The following is a 21475-nucleotide window of genomic DNA, read 5'->3' as shown; positions in this document are numbered from 1 at the left end:
AGCCGACGGGGGTACCGCTCATGGCCACAACAGCCGCGAACCCGCGGGGGAATCGACCACCGACCCGGGGCCGTTGGGGGCTCGTGGTCGCGGCCGTGCTCGTCCAGCTCGCGCTGGGCGCCGTCTACGCCTGGAGCGTGTTCAACAAGCCGTTGCAGGCCGAGTTCGGGTGGAGCAAGGCCGAGGTGGTGCTGCCGTTCGAGGTGGCGATCGGGACCATCTTCATCGGCAGCCTGATCGGCGGGCGCATCCAGGACCGGCGGGGGCCACGGCCGGTGGCGCTGGGCGGCGGGATCCTCTACGCCGTGGGGACCATGCTCGCCTCGCTGGTGTCCTCGGGCGACCAGCTGTGGCTGCTGCTGCTCACCTACGGTGTGTTGGGCGGCATCGGGCTGGGCGCCGCGTACATCACCCCGATCGCCATGCTCAGCAAGTGGTTCCCCGACCGGCGCGGCCTGATCACCGGCATCGCGGTGGCCGGCTTCGGCTTCGGCGCGGTGATCACCGCGCCGGTGGCGAAGGCGTTGCTGGCCGGCACCGACCACAAGACCAGCGTCTTCCTGCCGCTGGGCATCGCCTACCTGGTGGCGGTGCTGCTGGGGGCGTCGTTCTTCCGGGACCCGCCGGCCGGCTACCAGGTACCGGGCTACACCCCGGCGGTCGGTGGCCGGGCGGTGGCCGGCACCCGGGTCTACCGGTTCGGCGAGGCGCTGCGGACCCGGCAGTGGTACCTGCTCACGCTGATCCTCACCCTCAACGTGACCTGCGGCATCGCGCTGATCTCGCAGGCCGCCGACGCGGCCCAGGCGGTGGCCGGGGTGAGTGCCGCGACCGCCGCCGGCCTGGTCGGCGTCCTCGGCCTGTTCAACGGCGGCGGGCGGGTGGCCTGGGCGTGGCTGTCCGACCGGGTCGGCCGGATGCCGGCGTTCATCGGCATGCTCGCCCTGCAGGGCGTCTGCTTCCTGATCCTGCCGCACGCGTCCGCGTTCTGGCTCTTCGCCGTCCTCGCGGCGCTGGTCTACCTTGCCTACGGTGGCGGCTTCGGCACCATGCCGGCGACCGCCGCCGACTACTTCGGCACCCCGAACGCCGGCGCCATCTACGGGGCGATGATCGTGGCGTGGAGCATCGGCGGCGTGGTGGGTCCACTGTTGACCGCGCTGCTCTACGACGCCAGCGGCAAGAGCTACACGCTGCCCTTCACGGTGATCGGCATCCTCGCCTTCGTCGCGCTGGTGCTCCCGCCGGTCACCCGCCTGCCCACCGCCGCCGGCGAGCCCCGACCGCACTTCCAGACTCCCGGGCCCTGATCGGGGCGGGTCCGGTGCTCCCCGGGCGGCCGCAGATCGCATGTGGTTAAGTGCGGGGTGGAGGCGTTCAGGCGGCTGGTGCCCCTCCCGGTCTTCAAAACCGGTGTGGTCCGGGACCCGGGCCAGGCGGGTTCGATTCCCGTCCGTCTCCGCCAAACCGTTCCTGGGAGACCCGATGCGTGACGTCGACCCGCGGCGGCGCGTGCCGCGCACCGACGCGCTGCTCGCCGACCCGGGGCTGGCCGCCGCCGTCGACACGCTCGGCCGCGACCGGGTCAAGGCCGCGATCGTCGCCGCCCAGCAGCGGGCCCGCCGCGGTGAGATCGGCCCCGACGAGGTACGCGACGCCGCGCTGGCCGGGCTGCCCGCGCCGGCTCCCCGGGCGGTGCTCAACGCCACCGGCGTCGTGCTGCACACCAACCTGGGCCGGGCCGCGCTGTCGGCCGCCGCCGTCGAGGCACTCGTCGCCGCGGCCGGGCACACCGACGTGGAGCTGGACCTGCGCACCGGGCGGCGGGCCCGGCGCGGCCGGGACGCCCTCGACGCGCTCGCCGCCGCGGTGCCCGCCGCCGCGGCCGTGCACGTGGTCAACAACGGCGCGGCCGCGCTGGTGCTGGCCGCCACCGCCCTGGCCGCCGGGCGGGAGATCGTGGTCAGCCGCGGCGAGCTGGTCGAGATCGGCGACGGCTTCCGCCTGCCCGACCTGCTGGCCAGCACCGGAGCCCGGCTGCGCGAGGTGGGCACCACCAACCGCACCGCGCGCGCCGACTACGCCGCCGCCATCGGCCCGCGGACCGGCTTCGTGCTCAAGGTGCACCCGTCGAACTTCGTGGTCAGCGGCTTCACCTCCGCCGTCGAGGTCCGCGAGCTGGCCACGCTCGGCGTGCCGGTGGTGGTCGACATCGGCTCGGGGCTGCTCGTCCCCGACCCGCTGCTGCCCGACGAGCCGGACGCCGCCAGCACCCTGCGCGCCGGCGCGCACCTGGTCACCGCCAGCGGCGACAAGCTGCTCGGCGGCCCGCAGGCCGGTCTGCTGCTCGGCGCGGCCGACCTGGTGGACCGGCTGCGCCGGCACCCGCTGGCGCGGGCGGTGCGGGTCGACAAGCTCACCCTGGCCGCGCTCGCCGCCACCCTGCACGGGCCGAGCACCCCGACCGGCGAGGCGCTGCACGCCGACCCGGCGGTGCTGCGGGAGCGCACCGAGCGGCTGCGCGACCGGCTCGGCGAGGACGGCTGCAAGGCCGAGGTGGTGCCCAGCGCCGCGGTCGTCGGCGGCGGTGGCGCGCCGGGGGTGGCGCTGGACTCATGGGCGTTGAGCCTGCCAGAGCGGTACGCCGAGCCGCTGCGCACCGGCGTCCCGCCGATCCTCGGCCGGGTGCTGCACGGCCGGCTCCTGCTCGACCTGCGCTGCGTGCCGGTCGACGCCGACGAGCGGGTCCGCGCCGCGATCCTGCGGGTCGGTGGTTGACGTGTGGGTGGTGGCCACCGCCGGGCACGTCGACCACGGCAAGTCCACCCTGGTGCGGGCGCTGACCGGGATGGAGCCGGACCGGTGGGCGGAGGAACGCCGCCGGGGCATGACCATCGACCTCGGGTTCGCCTGGACCACCCTGCCCTCCGGTGGCACGGTCGCGTTCGTCGACGTGCCGGGCCACGAACGGTTCGTGCCGAACATGCTCGCCGGCGTCGGCCCGGTCCCGGCCGCGCTGGTGGTGGTCGCCGCCGACGAGGGGTGGATGCCGCAGTCCGCCGAGCACCTGGCCGCGCTGGACGCGCTCGGGGTGTCGTACGGGCTGCTCGCGGTGACCCGCGCGGACCTGGCCGATCCGGGGCCGGCGCTGGCCCGGGCCCGCGCGGAGATCGCGGCCAGCTCGCTCGGCGAGGTGGAGGCCGTGGCGGTCAGCGGCGCGACCGGCGCCGGCCTGCCGGAGCTGCGTGCCGCCCTGGACCGGCTGGGCGCCCGGCTGCCCGACCCGGCGCCGGACGCGCCGGTGCGGCTCTGGGTGGACCGCTCGTTCACCATCCGGGGCAGCGGCACGGTGGTCACCGGCACCCTCGGCGGCGGCCGGGTGCGCGTCGGTGACCAGTTGGAGCTCGCCGCCACCGGCGAGCCGGTGCGGGTCCGGGGCCTGCACGCGCTCAACGCCGCCCGGGACGAGGTGAGCGCGGTGTCCCGGGTGGCGGTGAACCTGCGCGGGGTGCCCCGGGACCGGGTGGCCCGCGGCGACGCCCTGCTCACCCCGGGCCGCTTCCACACCACCGACCTGATCGACGTGCGCCTGGCGGGTGATCCGACCGCCGACCTGCCGGCGAGCCTGACCCTGCACGTCGGGTCGGCCGCCGTACCGGTGTGGGTCCGGCCGCTCGGGCCGGACACCGTACGGCTGCGGCTGGCCCGCCCGTTGCCGCTGCTCATCGGCGACCGGGCGGCGCTGCGCGACCCGGGCCGGCGGCACGTCGCCGGCGGGGTGACCGTGCTGGACGTGGACCCGCCGCCGCTGCGCCGGCGCGGCGCGGCGGCCGCCCGGGCCGGGGTGCTCGCCGGCCTGGACGGCCGCCCCGACCCGGCCGGCGAGCTGCGCCGCCGGCGCCTGGTGCGGGCCGGCGCGCTGACCCGGATGGGGGTGCCGGTCACCGCGGCCCCGGTGGTGGGGGACTGGCTGGCCGACCCCGAGCACTGGCGGGACCTCGGGGTGCGGCTCGTCGCGGAGGTGGCCCGGTACGCCCGCGCGCACCCGCTGGAGGCGGGCGTGCCGGTGGACGTGCTGCGCCGGCGCCTCGACCTGCCGGAGCGGGCCCTGGTCGAGGCGCTGGTCCGGCCGCCGCTGCGGGTGCGGTCCGGTCGGGTCAGCGCCGCCCCGGTCGACGCGCTGCCCGAACCGGTCGCCCGCGCGGTCGAGCGGGTCCGCGCCGAGTACGGCGACCGCCCGTTCGTCGCCCCGGAGGCGCACCACCTGGCCGACCTGGGCCTCGGCCCCCGGGAGATCGGCGCCGCCGTGCGGGCCGGCGCCCTGCTCAGGCTCGCCGACAACGTGGTGTTGCTGCCGGGCGCCCTGGACGACGCGGTCCGGGTGCTGGCGCGGCTGCCGCAGCCGTTCACCCTGAGCGCCGCCCGGCAGGCCCTGGCGACCACCCGGCGGGTGGCCGTGCCGCTGCTGGAGCTGCTGGACCACCGCGGCGCCACCCGCCGGCTGCCGGACGACGCCCGCGAGGTGGTCGCCCCGCCCGGCTGACCGCCGCCGCGCGGGCCGGCTGTCCGGCGGTCCTGCGGCCGTGGTCCGCCCGGTTGCGGCGGTACCGCGCGGCGGCTGGGCCAAGCGGCACCGGCGTGGCGTGCGGTCACCTACCGTGACGGCATGGACCCTTCCGCGGTCTGGCGGGACAAGCAGCACCGGTGGCGGATCGAGGCCTACCGGGCACCGGACCTGCGGTTCGCCATCTTCGCCACGAACGGCACGACCGAGTCGGCGCCGCTGTGGCTGTTCGGGATGTCCGCGCTGGCCCGGTGGCTGATGACCCACGCGATCTCCCTCGACGACCTGGAGACCGACTGATGGCCGGGCAGCTGGCACTGGTGGCGGTGCTGGTGCTGGTCAACGCGGCGCTCTCCGGCGCCGAGATGGCGCTGGTGACGTTGCGCGAGGGGCAGTTGCGCCGGCTGGGCCGCACCGGCCGAGCCGGCGCGGTGCTGGCCCGGCTGTCCCGGGAACCGAACCGCTACCTGGCCACCATCCAGCTCGGCATCACGCTGGCGGGTTTCCTCGCCTCGGCGGCCGCCGCGGTGTCGCTGGCGCAGCCGCTGGTCGGCCCGCTGGGCTTCCTCGGCGGGGTGGCCCACCCGGTCGCCGTGCTGCTGGTGACCGTGGTGCTGACCTTCGTCACCCTGGTGGTCGGGGAGTTGGCCCCGAAGCGGCTGGCCATGCAGGCGGCGGAACGGTGGGCGCTGCTCAGCGCCGGGCCACTGGATCTGCTGGCCCGGCTGTCCCGCCCCGCGGTGTGGCTGCTCAGCAGGTCCACCGACCTGCTGGTCCGGCTGGCCGGCGGGGACCCCCGGGCCAGCCGGCAGGAGGTCACCGAGGAGGAGTTGCGGGAGATGCTGGTCGGCCAGCGTGGGTTGTCGGCGCAGCAGCGGGAGATCCTGTCCGGGGCCTTCGACATCGCCGGCCGCACGCTACGGGAGATCCTGGTGACCCGCCGGGACGTGACGGTGCTGGACGCGTCGCTGCCGGCGACCGAGGCGATGCGCCGGCTGGCGGCGGCGGGCCGGTCCCGGGCGCCGGTGGCCGGCGCCGGCGGCCTGGACGACGTATGCGGGGTGGTGCACATCCGGGACCTGGTGGACGCCGACGGGACCACCGTGGCGCAGCGGGCCCGCCCTCCGGTGCTGCTGCCGGGCACCCTGCCGGTCGCCGACGCGATGCGTCACCTGCGGCAGCGCCACGAACAGCTGGCCCTGGTCGTCGACGAGTACGGCGGCATCGACGGCCTGGTCACCATGGAGGACCTGCTCGAGGAGGTGGTCGGCGAGCTGTACGACGAGGCCGACCGGGACGTCCGGCAGGCGGTCCGCGAGCCGGACGGGGCGCTGTTGCTCCCCGGTGACTTCCCGCTGCACGACCTGCCCGAGGCGGGGGTGCGGCTGACCTTCCCGCTGTCCCGCGAGTACACCACCGTCGCCGGGCTGGTCCTGGCCGGCCTGGGCCGGGTCCCCACCGGGCCGGGGGAGACGGTGCGGCTGCCCGGGCTCAGCGCGGAGGTGGTGGAGGTGGCCGATCGGGCGATCCGCCGGGTCCGGCTGCGCGGTCCCGCGGTCGGCTGCCCGATGCGGTGACACCCCTCGGACGGGGGAATCCGCCGCGAAACGCCCCGAACTGGTGGGTAACGGTCGTACCGTCCGGGACGTGAGGGACCGAGGAATGCGGATGTTCATCGCGGTGCTCGCCGGCCTGGCGGTCATCTACTTCGGGGCCACCGGCCACCGCTCCAGCGGGGGAGAGGGCGGCGGCGTCTCCGGAGGCGTGGTGCTGCTGGCCCTGCTGGCCGCCGCGCTGGCCTGGAACCTGACCAAGCCCGGCCCGGCCAAGTAGCGCACGGAAGCGGCCTCAAGCGGCCCGTGGCACCGGTCCGGCCAGGAAGCGCGGGCTGAGCGGGCTGAGCGGGCCGCGGCGGGCTGAGCGGACTGCGGCGGGCTGAGCGGACCGCGTCGCCCGGGCCAGGTAGCGCGGGTCGGGCTCAGCGGGCCGCGGCGGCGCTGCGGCTGATCTCCCCGGCCGACTCCTCGCCGAGCGCCACCCGCACCAGCGCCGACGCCAGGCGGCCGAAGTCCGCCTCGCGGACCAGCCCGGCCAGGCCGCCCGGGTTGGCCGGCAGACCCAGCCGCCGCGCCCCGGCCAGGGCCCGCCGGTCGGCGTACGGGCGCACGTCCGGCCAGACGGACTGGACCTCGCGCAGGAAGATGTCCGCGCCGGTGGGGCCGATGCCGGGGAACTCGGTGAGCAGCCGGCGCAGCGCCGCCCGGTCGCCGTCGGACTCCTTGTGCATCCGGCGCAGGTCGCCGTGCCAGCGGTCCAGGCAGAGCCGGGCGCCGGTGCCGAGCATGGTGGCGGTCCGCTCGTCGTAGCGCCGGTAGTGGCCACGGCCCAGCGCGTCCACCCGGTCCTGCCAGGTCGCCGCCTCCATGGCCTGCGGGGTGCGGTAGCCGGCGGCGAAGAGCTCCCGCGCCGCGGCCAGCGCCACCGCGGCCCGGATCCGGGTGCTCAGCAGGGTGCTCAGCACCAGCAGTTGGTACAGCGGGGCGGGCCGGTCGGCCAGGGAGATCCCGGCCTCCTCGGCGTACGTGCGGCCCTGCCGGTCCAGCAGCACCCGCGCCACGTTCCGATCGTCTGGCATCCGCTGGGGGTACCCGCCCCGGGCCGGACCAGACGCCCCCGGGCCGGGCCCGAATGCGCCGGGCGGCGGCGGGTACGCAGACCGGGTGCGCGGCCCACGCCGTGCGCGCCACCGGAAGGAGAGACCTGTGGTCAAGCCGCAGCAGGAGGAACTGCGCCGCAGCGACAAGGGCGCGACCAGCCAGGACAGCCGGGAGCTCATTCCGCAGGCCGGAAGCAGGGGGCCGCACGGCAAGGGCGGCACCTCGAACGCCGACACCGGCCGGCCGGTGCCCAAGGGCCAGGTGTCGCCGTACGGGCCGGCGGGTGAGCCGGTGGCCGACGACGAGAGCACGCGGCGGGGCTAACCGCCCCGCCGCGACGGCGACCGCAGCCTCCGCAGGGTGGCCGCGGTCGCCATCCCGTACGCCAGGTGCGGCACCAGATCGGACAGCCAGTCGCTGCGCCGCCAGGTCCGCGGGTCGCTGATGCCCAGCGCGGCGATCGAACCGTCGGTGGTGGCCATCACCCCGCCGCCGAGCAGCCCCGCCGCGACCGGCAGCGGGATCCGCCGCCGGGCGGCCAGCAGGCCGAAGGCGGCACCGGCGGCGATGCCGGTGGCGTAGCCGAACAGGGCCCCGAGCCCGGAGCGGCGGTTGGCCGCCTGCGGCTCGGAACCCAGGTTGACGTGGGCCGTCTCGGCGAGCCGGCCGGCGGTCTCGTCCGGTACGTGGCTCGCCGGTCGGGCCCGCAGCACCATGTCCAGGTAGCTGACGATGTCCAGGGCGGCGCTGCCGACGGCGCCGGCGATGGCGCCGTCGACCACCGGGGCCGACCTCACTTCGGATCGCCCGGTTCGCGCTCGCCCTTGGGGCCGAACGTGCGTTCGCCCCGCACGACGCCCCGCTGGCCGCGATCGTCCTGCAGGATCCGGTTCGCGACCTGGTTCGCCTCCTGGTCGGCCGCGCGGCCGGACTGTTCGATCAGATCGCGTAGCCGCGCCCGTTCCTTGTCGTAGGCGTTACTGCCCGGCCGTGGTCCTGGCATCCCTGCCTCCTCCGGTCGCTGTGGCGTCCCGACCGTCTACCCGCCGGGCGCGGCGCCAACCGTTCAGTCGGCGGAGCGGACCACCACCACGGGGCAGTCGGCGTGGTGCAGCACGCCCTGGCTGACCGACCCGAGGAGCAGGCCGATCAGCTCGCCCCGGCCCTGCGCGCCGACCACGATCAGCTGGGCCGTGCGGGAGGCCTCGGTGAGCACGGCGACCGGTCGCCCGTGGACCACCTCGCGGGTCACCGGCACCCCCGGGTGGCGTTCGGCGACCCCGGCCAGCGGGGCGGTGAGGATCCGGTCCTCCTCGCCGCGCAGCTGCCCCTCCTCGTAGACCAGCGGCTGCATGTCGCCGGGACCGCTGGAGCGCGGGTGGGTGTAGGCGTGCACGGCGTGCAGCCGGGCGCCCCGCACCGCGGCCTCCTCGGCGGCGAACTCGACCGCGGCCCGGGACAGCGTCGAACCGTCCACCCCGACCACCACCGGACCGCTCGGGCGGGGCGTGCCCCGCGCCACCAGCACCGGGCAGCCGGCGTACGCGGCGACCTGCACGGCGACGGAGCCGAGCACCAGGGCGGCGAACCCACCGAGGCCGCGGTCACCGAGCACGATCATGGCGGCGGTGGAGGACTCGCCGACCAGCACCGCCGCCGCCTGCCCGTCGATGATCTCCCCGGAGACGCGCAGCCCGGGCGCCACCCGCTCGGCCTCCGCGACCGCCGCGGCGACCAGCTCCTGCGCCTGGTGCCGCAGGCCGCCGCCGGGTGGCCCGCCCGCGGCCGGTGCCACGGGTACGCGCAGCAGCGGCCAGATGAACCCGTGGACCACCCGCAGCGGCCGGTGCCGCCGCCGCGCCTCCTCGGCCGCGAGGCGCACGGCCCGTAGGGCCGGCTCGGAGCCGTCCACACCGACCACGACGGCCGCGCCGTTCGCCGCGTTCACCCGGTACCCCCTCACCCGCCCGCGGCCAGTATCGCGGGCCGCCGGTGGCGTCGGGCCGATACCGCCGCAGCCGCTGCCTCGGTACGCTGGCGCCATCGCCGGAGGAAGGGAGCCTCGTCGATGGCCGAGCCCGACCAGCCGAGCACCGCTCGCATGATCGATTACTGGCTCGGCGGCGAGCACCACTTTCCGGTCGACGTCGCGGCGGCCCGCGCGTTCGAGGGCGCGTACGGGCCGTGCGCCGCGATCTTCCGCTCGCTGCGGGCCTTCCTGGGCCGCGCGGTCGGGTCGATCGCCGCGGCCGGGGTGGACGGTTTCCTGGTCTTCGGGGCCGGCGTGCCGACCCGGGGCAACGTGCACGAGGTGGCCCCGGACGCCACCGTGCTCTACACCGACGTCGACCCGGTCACCATCCGGCTCGGCCAGCGCCTGCTCGCCGGGCACGACCGGGCCGGCTACGGCTTCGGCGACGCCACCGACGTCGGCACCATCGACCCGGCCCAGCTGCACCGCTTCGTGCCGGGGTGGGGCCGGCGGCCGGTCGGGGTGGTCTTCCTCGGCCTGGCCGCGTTCCTCGACGACGCCACCCTGGCCCGCACCCTGGACGAGCTGTACGAGGCGGTCGCGCCGGGCAGCTTCCTGGCCGTCGACTTCGACAGCGAGGAGCTGGCCGGGCACCCGGAGGCGCTGGCCATGATGGGGCCGGCGTTCCGGATGCGGCCGCCGGCGGCGTTCGCGCCGCTGCTCGGGCGGTGGCGGCCCACGGCCGATGGCATCGTGCCGGTGGCCCGGTGGCGGCCGGACGGCGTGCCCGAGGCGGTGCCCGACGCGTTCTACGGCGCGGTGGCCGCCAAGCCGGCCGGCTGAGCGCCCGACCCTCGCCGCGCACCGTCGCCGTCCCCGCCGGGGCCGCCCGCGTCCCGGCGGCTCGCCGGCTCCGCGCCGGCGCGCGCTGCTCCGGTCCGGCCGATCCGGTCCGCGCCCGTCGTCGCGGCCCGGGGTGCCGCGCTGCTCCGGGCCGTGGCGCTGCTCCGGTCGGCGTTGCTCCGGTCGGCGTTGCTCCGGTCGACGCTGCTTCGGGCCATGGCGCTGGTCCGGGCTGTGACGTTGGTCGGGGCCGGGCTGTGGCGCTGGTCCGGGCTGTGGCGCTGGTCCGGTCCACGGAACTTGACCGTTGGGTGCGGTCGCGTCGCTCCGATCGGGACGGCAGGTGTCGCCGGTCGGCGGAGCCGGTGCGTCGCGGGCCGGGTGGGCCTCCGTATGATGCTTGCTCCATAGCAATAGTCGTCCTCGGAGGATCAGTATGCCGGACATGGCCGGACAGGTGTCGCGCGTGCTGCGCGAGGCGCCGCCCGACCAGTTGGCGGAGGCGGCCGACCGGGCGCTGCGCCAGGTGTTCGGCGCCGCGCGGACCGAGGTCTTCCTCGCCGACTACCGGTTCACCGGGTTGTGCCCGCTGCTCGTGCCCGGCCGTTCGCCGGGCCCGGGCGCGGTCCGCCGCTGCTTCAGCAGTCAGGAGCCGGTGCTGGACACCGGTGAGGACGGCCGCTGCCGGGTCCACCTGCCGCTGTCGGTCTGGGGTGAGCGGCTCGGCGTGCTCCTGGTGGAGCTGCCGTCGGTGCCGGCCGCCGCGATCGTGCACGCGGTCCGGGACGTCGCGGGCGAGCTGGCGGTGGCGCTGCGCGCCGCGGACCGGGAGACCGACCGGTACCGGCGGGCGCGCCGGCGGGAGCGGCTCAGCATGGCCGCCGAGATGCAGTGGGACCTGCTGCCGGGGCGCAGCGTCCGGCACGGCGACGTCCTGCTGGCCGGGCAGCTGGAGCCGGCGTACACAGTGGGCGGCGACCACTTCGACTGGTCGGTGGACGAGGACCGGCTCACCGTCACCGTCCTCAACGGCGCCGGCAGCGGGCTGGCCGCCGCGCTGCTGACCGCGGTGGCGGTGAACGCCATGCGCAACGCCCGGCGCTCGGGCGGCGGCCTGGTCGAGCAGGCCGAGCTGGCCTCGGACACCATTTTCTACCAGCACCGGGGCAGGCGGCACGTGGCCACGCTGCTGCTCGAGCTGGACTGCGCGCGGGGCGTGGTGCGGGCCGTGGACGCGGGCTCGCCGCACGTGCTGCGGCTGCGCGGCGGTACGGTCACCCCGATCGCCCTGGAGCAGCAGCTGCCGCTGGGCATGTTCGCCGAGACCCGCTACGACGTGCAGGAATTCGCGGTCGAGCCGGGGGATCGGCTCTTCGTGGTCAGCGACGGCGTCTACGCCGCCCAGCCGGACGGCCGGGAGGCGTACGGGAAGCGGGCCATGGCGCGGGCGATGCGGTCCACTCGGTTGCAGCCGGCGACCGAAGCAGTTGGTACGGTGATGCGCGAGCTGCACGCCTACCACGCCGACGCGGACCTCCGCGACGACGCGGTTGTCGTCTGCCTGGACTGGCGCGGGTCCAGCCCACCGGGAGACGTGGGCGGGCGGTGACCGCACCGACGGGACGAACACGAGCGGGACGATCGCAGGGGACGACGGGTGGAGCGAGCGCCGAATCTTGCCGCGGCCATCGACGCGGCCGCCGAGGCGCTGATCGGTGTCCTCGATTCCGCCACCTCCCGGCACAACGTCGTCTCCCCGACCCAGCTGCGGGTGCTCTCCCTGGTGATGGCGCACCCGCACAGCAACGTGAACCGGCTGGCGGAGCTGCTGGATGTCGTACCCTCCTCGGCCAGCCGGCTCTGCGACCGGCTGGAGGCCGTCGGGCTGCTGCGCCGGGTGGCCGACCCCCGCGATCGGCGGGAGGTCCGGCTGGTGCCGACCGCCGCGGCGGAGACCCTGCTGCGGGAGCTGAAGGAGCGGCGGCACCAGGCGGTGCAGGCGGTGCTGGACCGGATGCCGCACCGGGTGCAGCACGAGCTGCTGCTCGCCCTGTCGGCGTTCACCCAGGCGGCGCAGGCCACCGCGGCGGCCGACGCGACGACCGCCGCGGCCCGCACGGCCTGATCCGGAGCGCGACCCGCCCACCTGGCGCCGGCCGCCCACACTGCTCAACTAGTATCCTAGGACGCCGTACGCGAGGTGCGGCCCGTCACACCCGGCACGGCCTCGACCCCCTCGGCAGGGGACCTGGGCACGCCGGAGCGCCCGATATAGTGGCAGCGCAACTGGCCGGCCCACGATGGTGGGCCGCATCGGGGAGGTCCCAGCCCGGGATCGCAGAGGGCGCCGGCGCTGACCGGCCGGCAACGCGCACGAGCCTGCAGCGGCCGATCACGGTCGGCCGCCGGACCGTGCTGCGAAGGGAGGGTTCGGTGTCGCGTCAGCCGGCTCCGTCCGAGCACCCGGGCGGTACGACGGCGGTCGTGGGGGATCGCGTCCTCACCCTGCCCAACCTGATCAGTTTCGTCCGGCTCGCCGGCGTGCCGCTCTTCCTCTACCTCTTCCTGGTCGCCCGCGCGGACGTGGTCGCGATCGTGGTGCTGGCCATCGGCGGCACCAGCGACTGGGTGGACGGCTGGATCGCCCGCCGCCTGCAGCAGGTGAGCCGCCTCGGTGAGCTGCTCGACCCGCTCGCCGACCGGCTCTACATCCTGGCCACCCTGCTCGCCTTCACCGCGCGCGAGGTGGTGCCGTGGCAGTTCACGGCGGCCCTGCTGGCCCGCGAGCTGTTGCTGCTCGTCTCGTTGGGGGTGCTGCGCCGCTACGGCTACGGGCCGCCGCCGGTGCACTACATGGGCAAGACGGCCACCTTCCTGCTGCTGGCCGCGTTCCCGCTCCTGCTGCTGGCCGACGCGGCGGCGGGCGGCGTGTCCACCGCGGCCGGGGCGATCGGCTGGGGCCTGGCCTGGTGGGGCCTGGTGCTCTACTGGGTGGCCGGGGCGATGTACGTGGTGCAGGCCAGCCGGCTGGTGCGGGCGCGGCGGGCGGGAGCGGCGGCGTGAGCGCACCGGTCCGGGACGGCGGGGACCCGTCGGCGCGGGTGTACGCGCCGGACTTCCTGACCGAGCTGTTCCGCAATCCGCTCGACCCGGGGTACGCCGACGCGGCGGCCCGGCGGCGGGAGGTGCCGCCCGGGCGGCTGCGCCGGGTGTTGGGCCGCCCGGTGAGCCTGGTGATCGTGCTGGTGATCGGTTTCCTGTTCGCGGTGGCGTACCGGGAGACGGTGGCCGAGGAGCCGGGCCGGGCGAAGGCGCGGGCCGGGCTGGTCGCGGGGATCAAGCAGCGGGAGGCCGAGACCGACCGGTTGACCGCGCGCGCGGATCAGTTGCGCGAGGAGGTCGGCCGGCAGCGGGACGCGGCGCTGGGCGGTTCGCAGGCGTCCCGGTTGCGGAACCTGGAGGCGGGCACCGGGCTGGGGCGGGTGCGCGGCGACGGGGTGGTGGTGCGGTTGGCCGACGCGGCGGGCGACGAGGACGGGGTGACGGCGGCGAACGCGGGCCCGCCCCGGGTGTTGTATTCCGACCTGCAGAAGGTGGCGAACGCGTTGTGGGCGGCGGGTGCCGAGGCGATCGCGATCAACGGGCAGCGGTTGACGGCGACGACGACGATCCGGTCGGCGGGTGAGGCGATCCTGGTGGACTACCGGCCGGTGACGGGTCCGTACGAGGTGGCGGCGATCGGTCCGGGGTCGATGCGGGACCGGTTCGACGACAGCCGGGCGGCGGACCTGATGCGGGACGTGGCGCGCCAGACGGGGTTGTCGTTCGGGGTGAAGGACGCGGAGGACCTCACGTTGCCGGCCGCGCCGCAGCCGCGGCTACGCTACGCCGTGCCCTCGGTGAGTCCGAGCCCGTCGCCGTCGGGTTCGGGTGCCGCCGGTTCGACCAGTCCCGGGCCGTCCGGCTCGGGGACCTCTTCCAGCCCCTCCGGAGGTGGCCGATGATCGCGGTGCTGGCGTTGCTCGCCGGTGTGGTGCTCGGGGTGTATCTGGACCCCACGGTGCCGGCGGCGTTGCAGCCGTATCTGCCGATCGCCGTGGTGGCGGCGTTGGACGCGGTGTTCGGTGGGGTGCGGGCGAAGCTGGACCGGATCTTCGACGACAAGCAGTTCGTGGTGTCGTTCATCTCGAACGTGCTGGTGGCGGGTCTGATCGTGTATCTGGGTGACCAGTTGGGCGTGGGCGGGCAGTTGTCCACGGGTGTGGTGGTCGTGCTCGGGGTGCGCATCTTCGGAAACGTCGCGGCGATCCGCCGGCACCTGTTCCGGGCGTAGGTTGGTGGCGATGAGCGAGGAGCACAGGGAGACGGGGACGGGGTGGCCGGAGCCGGCGGAGCCGGCGCGGCCGTCGGGTCCGGCGGGTGAGCCGGATCCGCGCCCGGACGCGCCCGATCCGGACGAGTTGAGCCCGTTGGCGCCGGCTGAGCCGGTGGAGCCGGTGGAGCGGGAGGACGTGCCGGCGCCGGCGGAGGAGCCGGGTGCGGTCGCGCGGGAGCCGGTGGCGCCGGCGGAGGAGCCGGCGCGGGCGTCGGTGTCGCGGCGGTTGACGTCGGCCGGGGCGATGATCGCGGTGCTGTTGGCGTTGCTGGGGTTCACGCTGGTGGTGCAGTTGAAGACGACGTCGACGGATCCGACGCTCGCGGCGACGCGGGAGGAGGACCTGGTGCGGATCTCGTCGGATCTGGATTCGCGGGAGCGGCGGCTGCGGCAGGACATCGAGGCGTTGGAGGAGAGCCAGCGTCAGTTGCGCTCGGGTGAGCAGGGCCGGCAGGCGGCGTTGGAGGAGGCCACCCGGCGGGCGGACGAGCTGGGCATTCTGGCGGGTACGTTGCCGGCGGTGGGGCCGGGTCTGCTGGTGCGGTTCGAGGGTCCGGAGAAGGCGGTGGCGTCGGTGCGGATCCTGGACGCGGTGCAGGAGTTGCGGGGCGCGGGCGCGGAGGCGATGCAGATCGCGGGCGCGGACGGCACGGCGGTGCGGGTGATCGCGTCGACGTATTTCGTGGATGACGATGGTGTGCTGGTGGTGGACGGGCGGCGGTTGCGGGGTCCGTTCACGATCTCGGTGATCGGTGATCCGGCGACGATGCGTACGGCGTTGAACATTCCCGGCGGGGTGGTCGCAGCGGTGCAGGACGCCGGCGGTAACGTGACTGCTGTGGATCGTGAGGTTGTGGAGGTTTCGCAGCTGCACGCGCCGCTGAAGCTGGAACACGCCCGGCCGGTTTCGTGACCGGTCGCGGCTCGCGCCGGTTGTTTGCCCGGTGCGCCGATGGATGAAGGACGCAGCTGGTGATTCCTGAGGATCTGCGGTACACCGCCGAGCATGAGTGGGTGGCGGGTGGTGACGGCGGCGCCGTCCGGGTCGGTATCACGCACTTCGCGCAGGACGCCCTGGGTGACATCGTGTTCGTGCAGTTGCCGGACGAGGGTGCGACGGTGGCGGCGGGTGAGCCGCTGGGTGAGATCGAGTCGACCAAGAGCGTGTCGGAGCTGTATGCGCCGGTGAGCGGGACGGTGGCGGCGCGCAACGAGGCGTTGGCCGACACGCCTGAGGTGATCAACACGGATCCGTACGGTGCGGGTTGGCTGGTGGAGATCACTCCGGATGATCCGGCGGCGGTCGAGGGTCTGTTGACTGCTGGCGCGTACCGCGAGCTCACTGAGAGCTGAGTTGTCGTTCCGGGCGGTGGGGCTTGTCTCCGCGCGTCCGGTTGCCCTGCATTTCGGCGCTGGCTAGGCTCGCCCAGTCGACCGAGAAGCCAATAGTTGAGCGTCGTGGAATGCGCCTTCCCGGGCACGGGGAGCCAGCCGCCGGGTGTGTGACTGCCCGGCGGCCAGACCCGCCATTACCCGACGCCGACCGAAACAGATCCGTGAGGTGGTCCCATGACGCGCCCAGACGACGAGTTCCCCCCGCTCGACGTCACTTCGACGCTCAATCTCGGTTCGCTCGACGAAGTGCTGGAGGGTCCGGACACCGATGTGGTGCCGAGCCGGATGTCCGGTTCGTTGCCGCCGGGGATGGCGCTGCTGGTGGTTCGCCGGGGTCCGAATGCGGGTGCCCGGTTCCTGTTGGACCACGATGTGACGACGAGTGGGCGGCATCCGGACAGTGACATCTTCCTGGACGATGTGACGGTGTCTCGGCGGCACGCCGAGTTCCACCGGGACGGTGGCACGTTCACGGTGCGGGACGTGGGCAGCCTGAACGGCACGTACGTGAACCGGGAGCGGGTCGAGGCGGCCACGTTGAGCAATGGTGACGAGGTGCAGATCGGCAAGTTCCGGGTGGTGTTCATCGCCGGTCCGCGTCCGGAGGAGGCCGGCCGGGGGTGAACGAGCCGGCGGCTTCGACGCCCGGCGAGGCGGCGCGTGCCGCTGCGCTGATGAGCATCGGTGAGGTGTTGGCGCAGCTGCGGGCGGAGTTTCCGGACGTCACGATCTCGAAGTTGCGGTTTCTGGAGGCCGAGGGCCTGGTGGAGCCGCAGCGGACGCCGGCGGGGTATCGGAAGTACGGCTGGGACGATGTGGCGCGGTTGCGGTTCGTGTTGACCGCGCAGCGGGACCAGTATCTGCCGTTGCGGGTGATCCGTGAGCAGTTGGCGGAGTGGGACGAGTCCGGTGCGGCGCCGGGTCGGCAGCGGCCGGCGTTGGTGGCGGTGGGTCCCGGTGGTGAGGTGCCGGGTCGGGAGGTGGACGAGTCCGCCGAGTCGGGGCAGGTGCGGCTGGGGCGGGCGGATCTGGTGGCCCGTAGCGGGATCGACGAGTCGACGTTGGCGGAGTTGGAGCGGCTCGGTGTGTTGGTGCCGGATCCGCCGGGCTGGTATGACGCGGACGCGTTGATCATCGCGCGGGCGGTGGCGGGGTTGGCGGCGTACGGGTTCCAGCCGCGGCATCTGCGCGGGTACCGGACGGCGGCGGATCGGGAGGTCGGTCTGTTCGCGCAGTTGGTGGCGCCGTTGGCGCGGCAGAGTGATCCGGCGGCGCGGGCCCGGGCGGCGGAGACGGCGCGGGAGTTGGTGGCGTTGTCGCAGCAGTTGCACGCGGCGTTGGTGCGGGTGGGGCTGCGGTCGACGTTGGGTCGTTGAGTGGTGTGGTGGGGCCGGGTGTCGTGGGGGCGCCCGGCCTCTGCCGTGTGCGGGGTCGGGAAAGATCTGGTGCGGGAAGCGTGTCGTAGGCTTGCTGGGGTAACCCCTTCCGGCGAGGCGTGGTGCACGTAGCGCATGGGACTCTCGTGTCGCGGTCCGTGTACCGTGCAGGGAAGGGCGCGGTGCGTTAGGCGACGACGACACGGAGGCGGCGGTGCGCGAGCTGAGCGTGGTCGGAGTTCGGGTGGAGTTGCCCAGCAACCAGCCGATCGTCCTGCTGCGGGAGGTCGAGGGGGACCGCTATCTGCCGATCTGGATCGGTGCGGTCGAGGCCACGGCGATCGCGTACGAGCAGCAGGGGGTCAAGCCGGCGCGGCCGTTGACGCATGATCTGTTGCGGGACGTGTTGGCGGCGTTGCAGGCGCCGTTGCGGGCGGTGGAGATCACCGAGTTGAAGGAGAACGTCTTCTACGCCGATCTGTTGATCGGTGACGGGGTGCGGGTGTCGGCGCGGCCGAGCGATTCGATCGCGTTGGCGTTGCGGGTCGGGGCTCCGATTCGTTGTGCCGAGCAGGTCCTCACTGAGGCGGGGATCGTCATCCCGGACGAGCAGGAGGACGAGGTGGAGAAGTTCCGGGAGTTCCTGGAGCAGGTGCGTCCGGAGGACTTCGCGGGCTGAGTGTCGCGGCGACCGCCGGTCACCATGGGTGACGGCGGGCTGCGGTTGGTGATCTTCCTGAGGGCTGCGCGGCGTGTCGCGGTCGTTCCTGCGTGGTAACTCCCGAGGGCCGCTATAGGGTTGCGGTTGTCGAGGGGTGCGCGTACGGGGAGACGGCGCGGCACCGCACGGGCGGGGAGGTTGTCCGGATGGATGAGCCGCGAGATCCTGATTCGGGTACGGAGCAGCAGCCGGGTGCGACGCCCCCGCCGGCCGGTGACGGCGAGGTGGGTTACCGGGGTGTGACGGCGTGTTCCGCGGTCGGCATCAGCTACCGGCAGTTGGACTACTGGGCCCGGACGGGGCTGGTGGTGCCGAGCGTGCGCGACGCGTCGGGCTCGGGGACGTCCCGGTTGTATTCGTTCCGCGACCTGGTGGTGTTGAAGGTCGTGAAGCGGTTGTTGGACGCCGGGGTGTCGTTGCAGAACATCCGCAAGGCGATCGAGGCGTTGCGTTCTCGTGGGGTGGACGACCTGGCGGGCATCACGCTGATCTCCGACGGGACGACGGTGTACGAGTGCCGGTCGCCGGAGGAGGTGGTCGACCTGTTGCAGGGCGGCCAGGGTGTGTTCGGCATCGCGATCGGTGGCGCGTTCAAGGAGATCCAGGGGTCGTTGTCGCATCTGCCGGCGGAGCCGGTCGGTGGGCAGGAGCCGGTGGCGGCGGCGGAGGAGCCGGCGGAGCAGGTGGGTGACGAGTTGGCGGCGCGTCGGGCGCGCCGGCGGGCCGGTTGACGGGTTCGTCATACGTTTCGTGGATCGCGACGCGCCGAAAGGGGTAGGTCGCGATCCACTTTTTTCGTCACGCGACGTGTCGGGCGATCGCGGGGCGGCGCGGCCGGCGGACGGTGGTCGTGGTGCCGGCGGTGGGGCGTGGGTGCGCAGGTGGCGGCGTCGATGCGGGCGCTGGTCCGGGGCGCGCCGTCGGGTGTCCGAAAAGGACCGGGTGGTTTCGGTTGTGGGCCGGGCGTTGACGGGGTGTGGTGGCGTGAACGCGGGGCGCGAGCGGCGCGGCCTACGACGCTGACTGTCCGTAGTTGACGGTTGTCGGGAATCGGATAGGGCAGGGCTGACCCGTTCGGGCGAGCACGCTATGGTCCGTCACGGTCGCTCGCACGGGCACGTCCGGTGGACCGCGGTGTGTCGCGTGTCGGTGGCCGACACCCCTTCCGCGGCCGGCGGCCGCGTGCCCCTGTTCCGAGAGGAAACGACCATGACGACGGTGACGGAAGAGACCACCCCGATCTCGCATTACGAGCGCATCGGTGGCGCCGCGGCGGTGAAGGCGGCGGTGGAGCTCTTTTACGACAAGGTGCTCGCCGACCCGGAGCTGGCCGGCTACTTCGCCGACGTGAACATGCCCGAGCAGCGCCGGCACCTGGCGTTGATGCTGGCCGTGATCCTGGGCGGGCCGAACGAGTACACCGGTCGTGGCCTGGCCGAGGCGCACCAGCCGTTGGGGATCACCCCGGCGCACTACGCGCGGGTCGGCGAGCACCTGATCGTCACGTTGACGGAGCTGGGGGTGCCCGCGGACATCCTCGCCGACGTGCAGGCGGTGCTGGGTCAGGTGCGGGAGCAGGTCGTGTCGGCGAGGACCGCCTGAGCGTGGACGCGGCAGGACTCAAGCGGAGCTGGTCCCTGGTCGCCGCGCACGGCGACCAGGTGCCGCTCTACTTCTATTCAACGCTGTTCCTGGCCTATCCGGAGACCCGGCAGATGTTCCCGACGAACATGGCCGGGCAGCGGGACCGCCTGGTCAGCGCGTTGGGGCACATCGTGTCGAACGTGGATCAGGTGGACCGGCTCGTCGGGTTCCTGCGGGACCTCGGCGCGGATCACCGCAAGTTCGCGGTGCGCCCGGAGCACTACCCGGCGGTCGGTGAGGCGCTGCTGGCCACGTTGCGGCACTTCCTGGGTGAGGTGTGGACCGACGAGCTGGCGGCGGACTGGGCGGCGGCGTACGGGCTGGTGTCGAAGGTGATGATCGAGTCGGCGCAGGCGGCGGAGGCGGAGTCGCCGCCGTGGTGGGTGGCGGAGATCCTCGCCCACGAGCGGCGCACGTTCGACGTGGCGGTGCTGACGGTGCGCCCGCAGTACCTGCTGCCGTTCACCCCGGGCCAGTCGATCGGGGTGTCGCACCCGGCGGTGCGGACCTGGCGGTACTACTCGCCGGCCAACGCACCGCGCCAGGACGGCACGTTGGAACTGCACGTGCGGGCCGCGCCCGGTGGTGTGGTGTCGTCGCGGCTGGTGTACGGGTGCGCGGTGGGTGACCAGGTCCACCTGGCGGCGCCGGTGGGGGACCGGTTGACGTTGTGGTCGGCCGGGACGGCGGATCTGCTGCTGTTGGCCGGTGGCACCGGCTGGGCGCCGGTGAAGTCCCTCGTGGAGCAGGTCGCCGCCGAGGCGCCGGGGCGCCGGGTGGACCTGTACGTGGGGGCCCGGTCCCGGATGGAGTTCTACGACAACGACGCGATCGACAAGTTGGCCGCGTCGTACCCGTGGTTGACGGTGACCCACGTGGTGGGGTCGGATCCGCGGCGCCCGGGTGAGCTGGTGCACGTGGCGGACCGGGCGCTCGCCGACGGGGACTGGCGTTCCCGGCACGTGTACGTGTGTGGTTCCGACGAGATGGTGAGCCACTCGGTGACGGCGTTGACGCAGGCCGGCTACCACGCCGACCAGGTGCACCACGAGGGCTTCGGCCAGCACTGGTACGGGCCGGCGTGGCGGGCCGCGACCGCCCCTGACGATTCCGGAGGTGTCCGGTGAGCGCGACCCCGATCAGCAGGTACGAGAGCGGCCAGTTCTCCGCCGGCGTGCAGGTGCGCCTGACGCCGGACCGGGTGCGGCGGTGGGAGTTCGACAGTGCGGCGTTCACCCGCCGCGGCTACGACCACGCCGACGTGGACCGGTTCCGGATGCAGGTGGCCGACGAGTTGGATCTGCTGGCCACGCAGATCGCGCACCTGCGGGCGGAGAACGAGCGGCTCAACGACCATCTTGAGCTGCACCGGCACGGGGTGCTGCCGAGCACGGACCCGAAGGCGGTGGTGCCGGCGGCCAAGGAGGTCAACCTGCTGTCGGCGGCGCAGCGGGAGGCCGAGCAGATCATCGCCCAGGCGCACGACTACGCCCGGCGGGTCGCCGAGTACGCCCAGATGCAGTACGAGAGCTACATGCGGGCGGCGGCGGAGGAGGCGAAGCAGGAGGCCGAGCGGGCCGTCGCGCAGTACCGCAGCAGCGCCGGCGCGGACTTCGACGACTCGGTGGCCACCCGGGAGGCGCTGCGGATCTTCGGCGACATGATGATCTCGCACATGCGGGCGGCGGCGCGGCACCTGGACGACGGCAGCGAGCAGTTGGCCGCCACGATGGCGCGGCTCGCCCGGGAGGCCACGCCGGTCGGCGGTGGGCAGCCGCAGCCGGCGTTGCCCCGGCACCAGCGCTGACGTTCCGGCCGGCCCGCGCGGCACTGCCCGGCGGGCCGGCCGGGACGAATCCGCTCGGCCGGCCGGCACGGATCCGGCCGGCCGCCGCGACGGCGTCGGCGATCGGGGTCTGCCCACCGAC

Annotated in this window: 26 protein-coding genes and 1 tRNA gene; 23 read left to right on the top strand and 4 right to left on the bottom strand. The window is 74.4% G+C overall.

Annotation, left to right across the window (positions count from 1 at the left end; translation table 11 throughout):
* Positions 1-95: 95 nt before the first annotated feature.
* The 7 genes from ACIBPB_RS13420 to ACIBPB_RS13390 all read left to right on the top strand — a co-directional run bounded on the left by ACIBPB_RS13420 (position 96) and on the right by ACIBPB_RS13390 (position 6397).
* Entirely contained in the window at positions 96-1310 is a 1215-nt protein-coding gene (locus ACIBPB_RS13420; protein ID WP_396839853.1) for an OFA family MFS transporter, read from the top strand.
* Between the two features lie 59 nt (positions 1311-1369).
* Positions 1370-1465, top strand: a tRNA-Sec gene (locus ACIBPB_RS13415).
* A 20-nt stretch (positions 1466-1485) separates the two neighbouring features.
* Positions 1486-2778 carry an L-seryl-tRNA(Sec) selenium transferase gene (gene selA, locus ACIBPB_RS13410; protein ID WP_396839852.1) on the top strand — a complete coding sequence of 431 codons (1293 nt, stop codon included), beginning with the start codon at positions 1486-1488 and terminating at the stop codon, positions 2776-2778.
* 1 nt (position 2779) lies between these two features.
* Entirely contained in the window at positions 2780-4543 is a 1764-nt protein-coding gene (gene selB / locus ACIBPB_RS13405) for a selenocysteine-specific translation elongation factor (protein WP_396840102.1), read from the top strand.
* Positions 4544-4666: 123 nt separating this feature from the next.
* Positions 4667-4864, top strand: coding sequence for a hypothetical protein (locus tag ACIBPB_RS13400; protein WP_396839851.1), 198 nt, complete (start codon positions 4667-4669; stop codon positions 4862-4864).
* Positions 4864-6141, top strand: a complete 1278-nt coding sequence (locus ACIBPB_RS13395; protein WP_396839850.1) for a hemolysin family protein — start codon at positions 4864-4866, stop codon at positions 6139-6141. Before ACIBPB_RS13400 ends, ACIBPB_RS13395 begins: the two co-directional genes overlap by 1 nt.
* Positions 6142-6211: 70 nt before the next feature.
* On the top strand, positions 6212-6397 hold the full coding sequence (locus tag ACIBPB_RS13390) for a hypothetical protein (protein ID WP_396839849.1): 186 nt from the start codon (positions 6212-6214) through the stop codon (positions 6395-6397).
* A gap of 145 nt (positions 6398-6542) precedes the next feature.
* Here the strand turns inward: ACIBPB_RS13390 and ACIBPB_RS13385 are convergent, their stop codons facing one another.
* Positions 6543-7199: a hypothetical protein gene (locus ACIBPB_RS13385; protein WP_396839848.1), complete on the bottom strand. Its 657-nt coding sequence runs from the start codon at positions 7197-7199 to the stop codon at positions 6543-6545.
* A gap of 127 nt (positions 7200-7326) precedes the next feature.
* On the opposite strand from ACIBPB_RS13385, the gene ACIBPB_RS13380 reads away from it, so the two are divergent.
* Positions 7327-7545, top strand: coding sequence for a hypothetical protein (locus ACIBPB_RS13380; RefSeq protein WP_396839846.1), 219 nt, complete (start codon positions 7327-7329; stop codon positions 7543-7545).
* Here ACIBPB_RS13380 and ACIBPB_RS13375 read toward each other — a convergent pair.
* The 3 genes from ACIBPB_RS13375 to ACIBPB_RS13365 form a co-directional block, all read right to left on the bottom strand.
* Positions 7542-8018 (bottom strand): hypothetical protein, encoded by a 477-nt coding sequence (locus ACIBPB_RS13375; RefSeq protein WP_396839845.1) that lies wholly within the window; start codon positions 8016-8018, stop codon positions 7542-7544. The genes ACIBPB_RS13380 and ACIBPB_RS13375 overlap by 4 nt on opposite strands.
* A complete protein-coding gene (locus ACIBPB_RS13370) occupies positions 8015-8224 on the bottom strand; it encodes a phosphatidylethanolamine-binding protein (RefSeq protein ID WP_091306867.1) in 210 nt (69 codons plus the stop codon). Before ACIBPB_RS13370 ends, ACIBPB_RS13375 begins: the two co-directional genes overlap by 4 nt.
* A 63-nt stretch (positions 8225-8287) precedes the next feature.
* Complete coding sequence (locus ACIBPB_RS13365; RefSeq protein ID WP_396839844.1) at positions 8288-9169, bottom strand: universal stress protein; 882 nt, start codon at positions 9167-9169, stop codon at positions 8288-8290.
* A 120-nt stretch (positions 9170-9289) separates the two neighbouring features.
* Here ACIBPB_RS13365 and ACIBPB_RS13360 point away from each other — a divergent pair, with 120 nt between their 5' ends.
* From ACIBPB_RS13360 to ACIBPB_RS13290, 15 genes are all read left to right on the top strand, one after another.
* Positions 9290-10036 (top strand): SAM-dependent methyltransferase, encoded by a 747-nt coding sequence (locus ACIBPB_RS13360; RefSeq protein WP_357320429.1) that lies wholly within the window; start codon positions 9290-9292, stop codon positions 10034-10036.
* Between the two features lie 436 nt (positions 10037-10472).
* A complete protein-coding gene (locus ACIBPB_RS13355; protein WP_396839843.1) occupies positions 10473-11645 on the top strand; it encodes a PP2C family protein-serine/threonine phosphatase in 1173 nt (390 codons plus the stop codon).
* 48 nt (positions 11646-11693) lie between these two features.
* Positions 11694-12161: a MarR family transcriptional regulator gene (locus tag ACIBPB_RS13350; protein WP_357320423.1), complete on the top strand. Its 468-nt coding sequence runs from the start codon at positions 11694-11696 to the stop codon at positions 12159-12161.
* Between the two features lie 359 nt (positions 12162-12520).
* Positions 12521-13099, top strand: a complete 579-nt coding sequence (locus ACIBPB_RS13345; RefSeq protein ID WP_396839842.1) for a CDP-alcohol phosphatidyltransferase family protein — start codon at positions 12521-12523, stop codon at positions 13097-13099.
* Positions 13096-14040 (top strand): DUF881 domain-containing protein, encoded by a 945-nt coding sequence (locus ACIBPB_RS13340; RefSeq protein WP_396839841.1) that lies wholly within the window; start codon positions 13096-13098, stop codon positions 14038-14040. The genes ACIBPB_RS13345 and ACIBPB_RS13340 overlap by 4 nt, the downstream gene beginning before the upstream one ends.
* Positions 14037-14369: a small basic family protein gene (locus tag ACIBPB_RS13335; protein WP_007071104.1), complete on the top strand. Its 333-nt coding sequence runs from the start codon at positions 14037-14039 to the stop codon at positions 14367-14369. The genes ACIBPB_RS13340 and ACIBPB_RS13335 overlap by 4 nt, the downstream gene beginning before the upstream one ends.
* 10 nt (positions 14370-14379) lie before the next feature.
* A complete protein-coding gene (locus ACIBPB_RS13330) occupies positions 14380-15324 on the top strand; it encodes a DUF881 domain-containing protein (protein WP_396839840.1) in 945 nt (314 codons plus the stop codon).
* Between the two features lie 59 nt (positions 15325-15383).
* Positions 15384-15764 (top strand): glycine cleavage system protein GcvH, encoded by a 381-nt coding sequence (gcvH, locus tag ACIBPB_RS13325; protein ID WP_396839839.1) that lies wholly within the window; start codon positions 15384-15386, stop codon positions 15762-15764.
* 216 nt (positions 15765-15980) lie between these two features.
* Positions 15981-16430 carry an FHA domain-containing protein gene (locus ACIBPB_RS13320; protein WP_046570336.1) on the top strand — a complete coding sequence of 150 codons (450 nt, stop codon included), beginning with the start codon at positions 15981-15983 and terminating at the stop codon, positions 16428-16430.
* A gap of 50 nt (positions 16431-16480) precedes the next feature.
* Complete coding sequence (locus ACIBPB_RS13315) at positions 16481-17182, top strand: MerR family transcriptional regulator (RefSeq protein WP_396840100.1); 702 nt, start codon at positions 16481-16483, stop codon at positions 17180-17182.
* A 214-nt stretch (positions 17183-17396) separates the two neighbouring features.
* Positions 17397-17861, top strand: a complete 465-nt coding sequence (locus tag ACIBPB_RS13310; RefSeq protein WP_357320409.1) for a bifunctional nuclease family protein — start codon at positions 17397-17399, stop codon at positions 17859-17861.
* A gap of 188 nt (positions 17862-18049) precedes the next feature.
* A complete protein-coding gene (locus ACIBPB_RS13305) occupies positions 18050-18634 on the top strand; it encodes a MerR family transcriptional regulator (protein ID WP_396839838.1) in 585 nt (194 codons plus the stop codon).
* Positions 18635-19112: 478 nt separating this feature from the next.
* Positions 19113-19505 carry a group 1 truncated hemoglobin gene (locus ACIBPB_RS13300; protein ID WP_396839837.1) on the top strand — a complete coding sequence of 131 codons (393 nt, stop codon included), beginning with the start codon at positions 19113-19115 and terminating at the stop codon, positions 19503-19505.
* A gap of 2 nt (positions 19506-19507) precedes the next feature.
* Complete coding sequence (locus ACIBPB_RS13295) at positions 19508-20674, top strand: globin domain-containing protein (protein WP_396839836.1); 1167 nt, start codon at positions 19508-19510, stop codon at positions 20672-20674.
* The gene (locus ACIBPB_RS13290) at positions 20671-21354 is read left to right on the top strand and encodes a DivIVA domain-containing protein (RefSeq protein WP_396839835.1); all 684 of its coding nucleotides are present in this window, start codon (positions 20671-20673) and stop codon (positions 21352-21354) included. The genes ACIBPB_RS13295 and ACIBPB_RS13290 overlap by 4 nt, the downstream gene beginning before the upstream one ends.
* Positions 21355-21475 lie beyond the last annotated feature (121 nt).

Origin of the sequence: Micromonospora sp. NPDC049836 (genome assembly GCF_044465125.1) — a bacterium.
Classification (GTDB): Bacteria; Actinomycetota; Actinomycetes; order Mycobacteriales; family Micromonosporaceae; genus Micromonospora.
Note: the sequence above shows the minus strand (reverse complement) of the source record. Positions and strands in the feature narration are given on the sequence as shown.

Excerpts from the sequence above, each read along its gene's own strand:
- ACIBPB_RS13395 (WP_396839850.1), top strand. The coding sequence starts at position 4,864 with ATGGCCGGGCAGCTGGCACTGGTGGCGGTGCTGGTGCTGGTCAACGCG.
- ACIBPB_RS13355 (WP_396839843.1), top strand. The coding sequence starts at position 10,473 with ATGCCGGACATGGCCGGACAGGTGTCGCGCGTGCTGCGCGAGGCGCCG.
- ACIBPB_RS13320 (WP_046570336.1), top strand. The coding sequence starts at position 15,981 with ATGACGCGCCCAGACGACGAGTTCCCCCCGCTCGACGTCACTTCGACG.
- ACIBPB_RS13370 (WP_091306867.1), bottom strand. The coding sequence starts at position 8,224 with ATGCCAGGACCACGGCCGGGCAGTAACGCCTACGACAAGGAACGGGCG.
- ACIBPB_RS13330 (WP_396839840.1), top strand. The coding sequence starts at position 14,380 with ATGAGCGAGGAGCACAGGGAGACGGGGACGGGGTGGCCGGAGCCGGCG.
- ACIBPB_RS13305 (WP_396839838.1), top strand. The coding sequence starts at position 18,050 with ATGGATGAGCCGCGAGATCCTGATTCGGGTACGGAGCAGCAGCCGGGT.
- ACIBPB_RS13385 (WP_396839848.1), bottom strand. The coding sequence starts at position 7,199 with ATGCCAGACGATCGGAACGTGGCGCGGGTGCTGCTGGACCGGCAGGGC.
- ACIBPB_RS13315 (WP_396840100.1), top strand. The coding sequence starts at position 16,481 with ATGAGCATCGGTGAGGTGTTGGCGCAGCTGCGGGCGGAGTTTCCGGAC.
- ACIBPB_RS13400 (WP_396839851.1), top strand. The coding sequence starts at position 4,667 with ATGGACCCTTCCGCGGTCTGGCGGGACAAGCAGCACCGGTGGCGGATC.
- ACIBPB_RS13335 (WP_007071104.1), top strand. The coding sequence starts at position 14,037 with ATGATCGCGGTGCTGGCGTTGCTCGCCGGTGTGGTGCTCGGGGTGTAT.
- ACIBPB_RS13300 (WP_396839837.1), top strand. The coding sequence starts at position 19,113 with ATGACGACGGTGACGGAAGAGACCACCCCGATCTCGCATTACGAGCGC.
- ACIBPB_RS13360 (WP_357320429.1), top strand. The coding sequence starts at position 9,290 with ATGGCCGAGCCCGACCAGCCGAGCACCGCTCGCATGATCGATTACTGG.
- selA (WP_396839852.1), top strand. The coding sequence starts at position 1,486 with ATGCGTGACGTCGACCCGCGGCGGCGCGTGCCGCGCACCGACGCGCTG.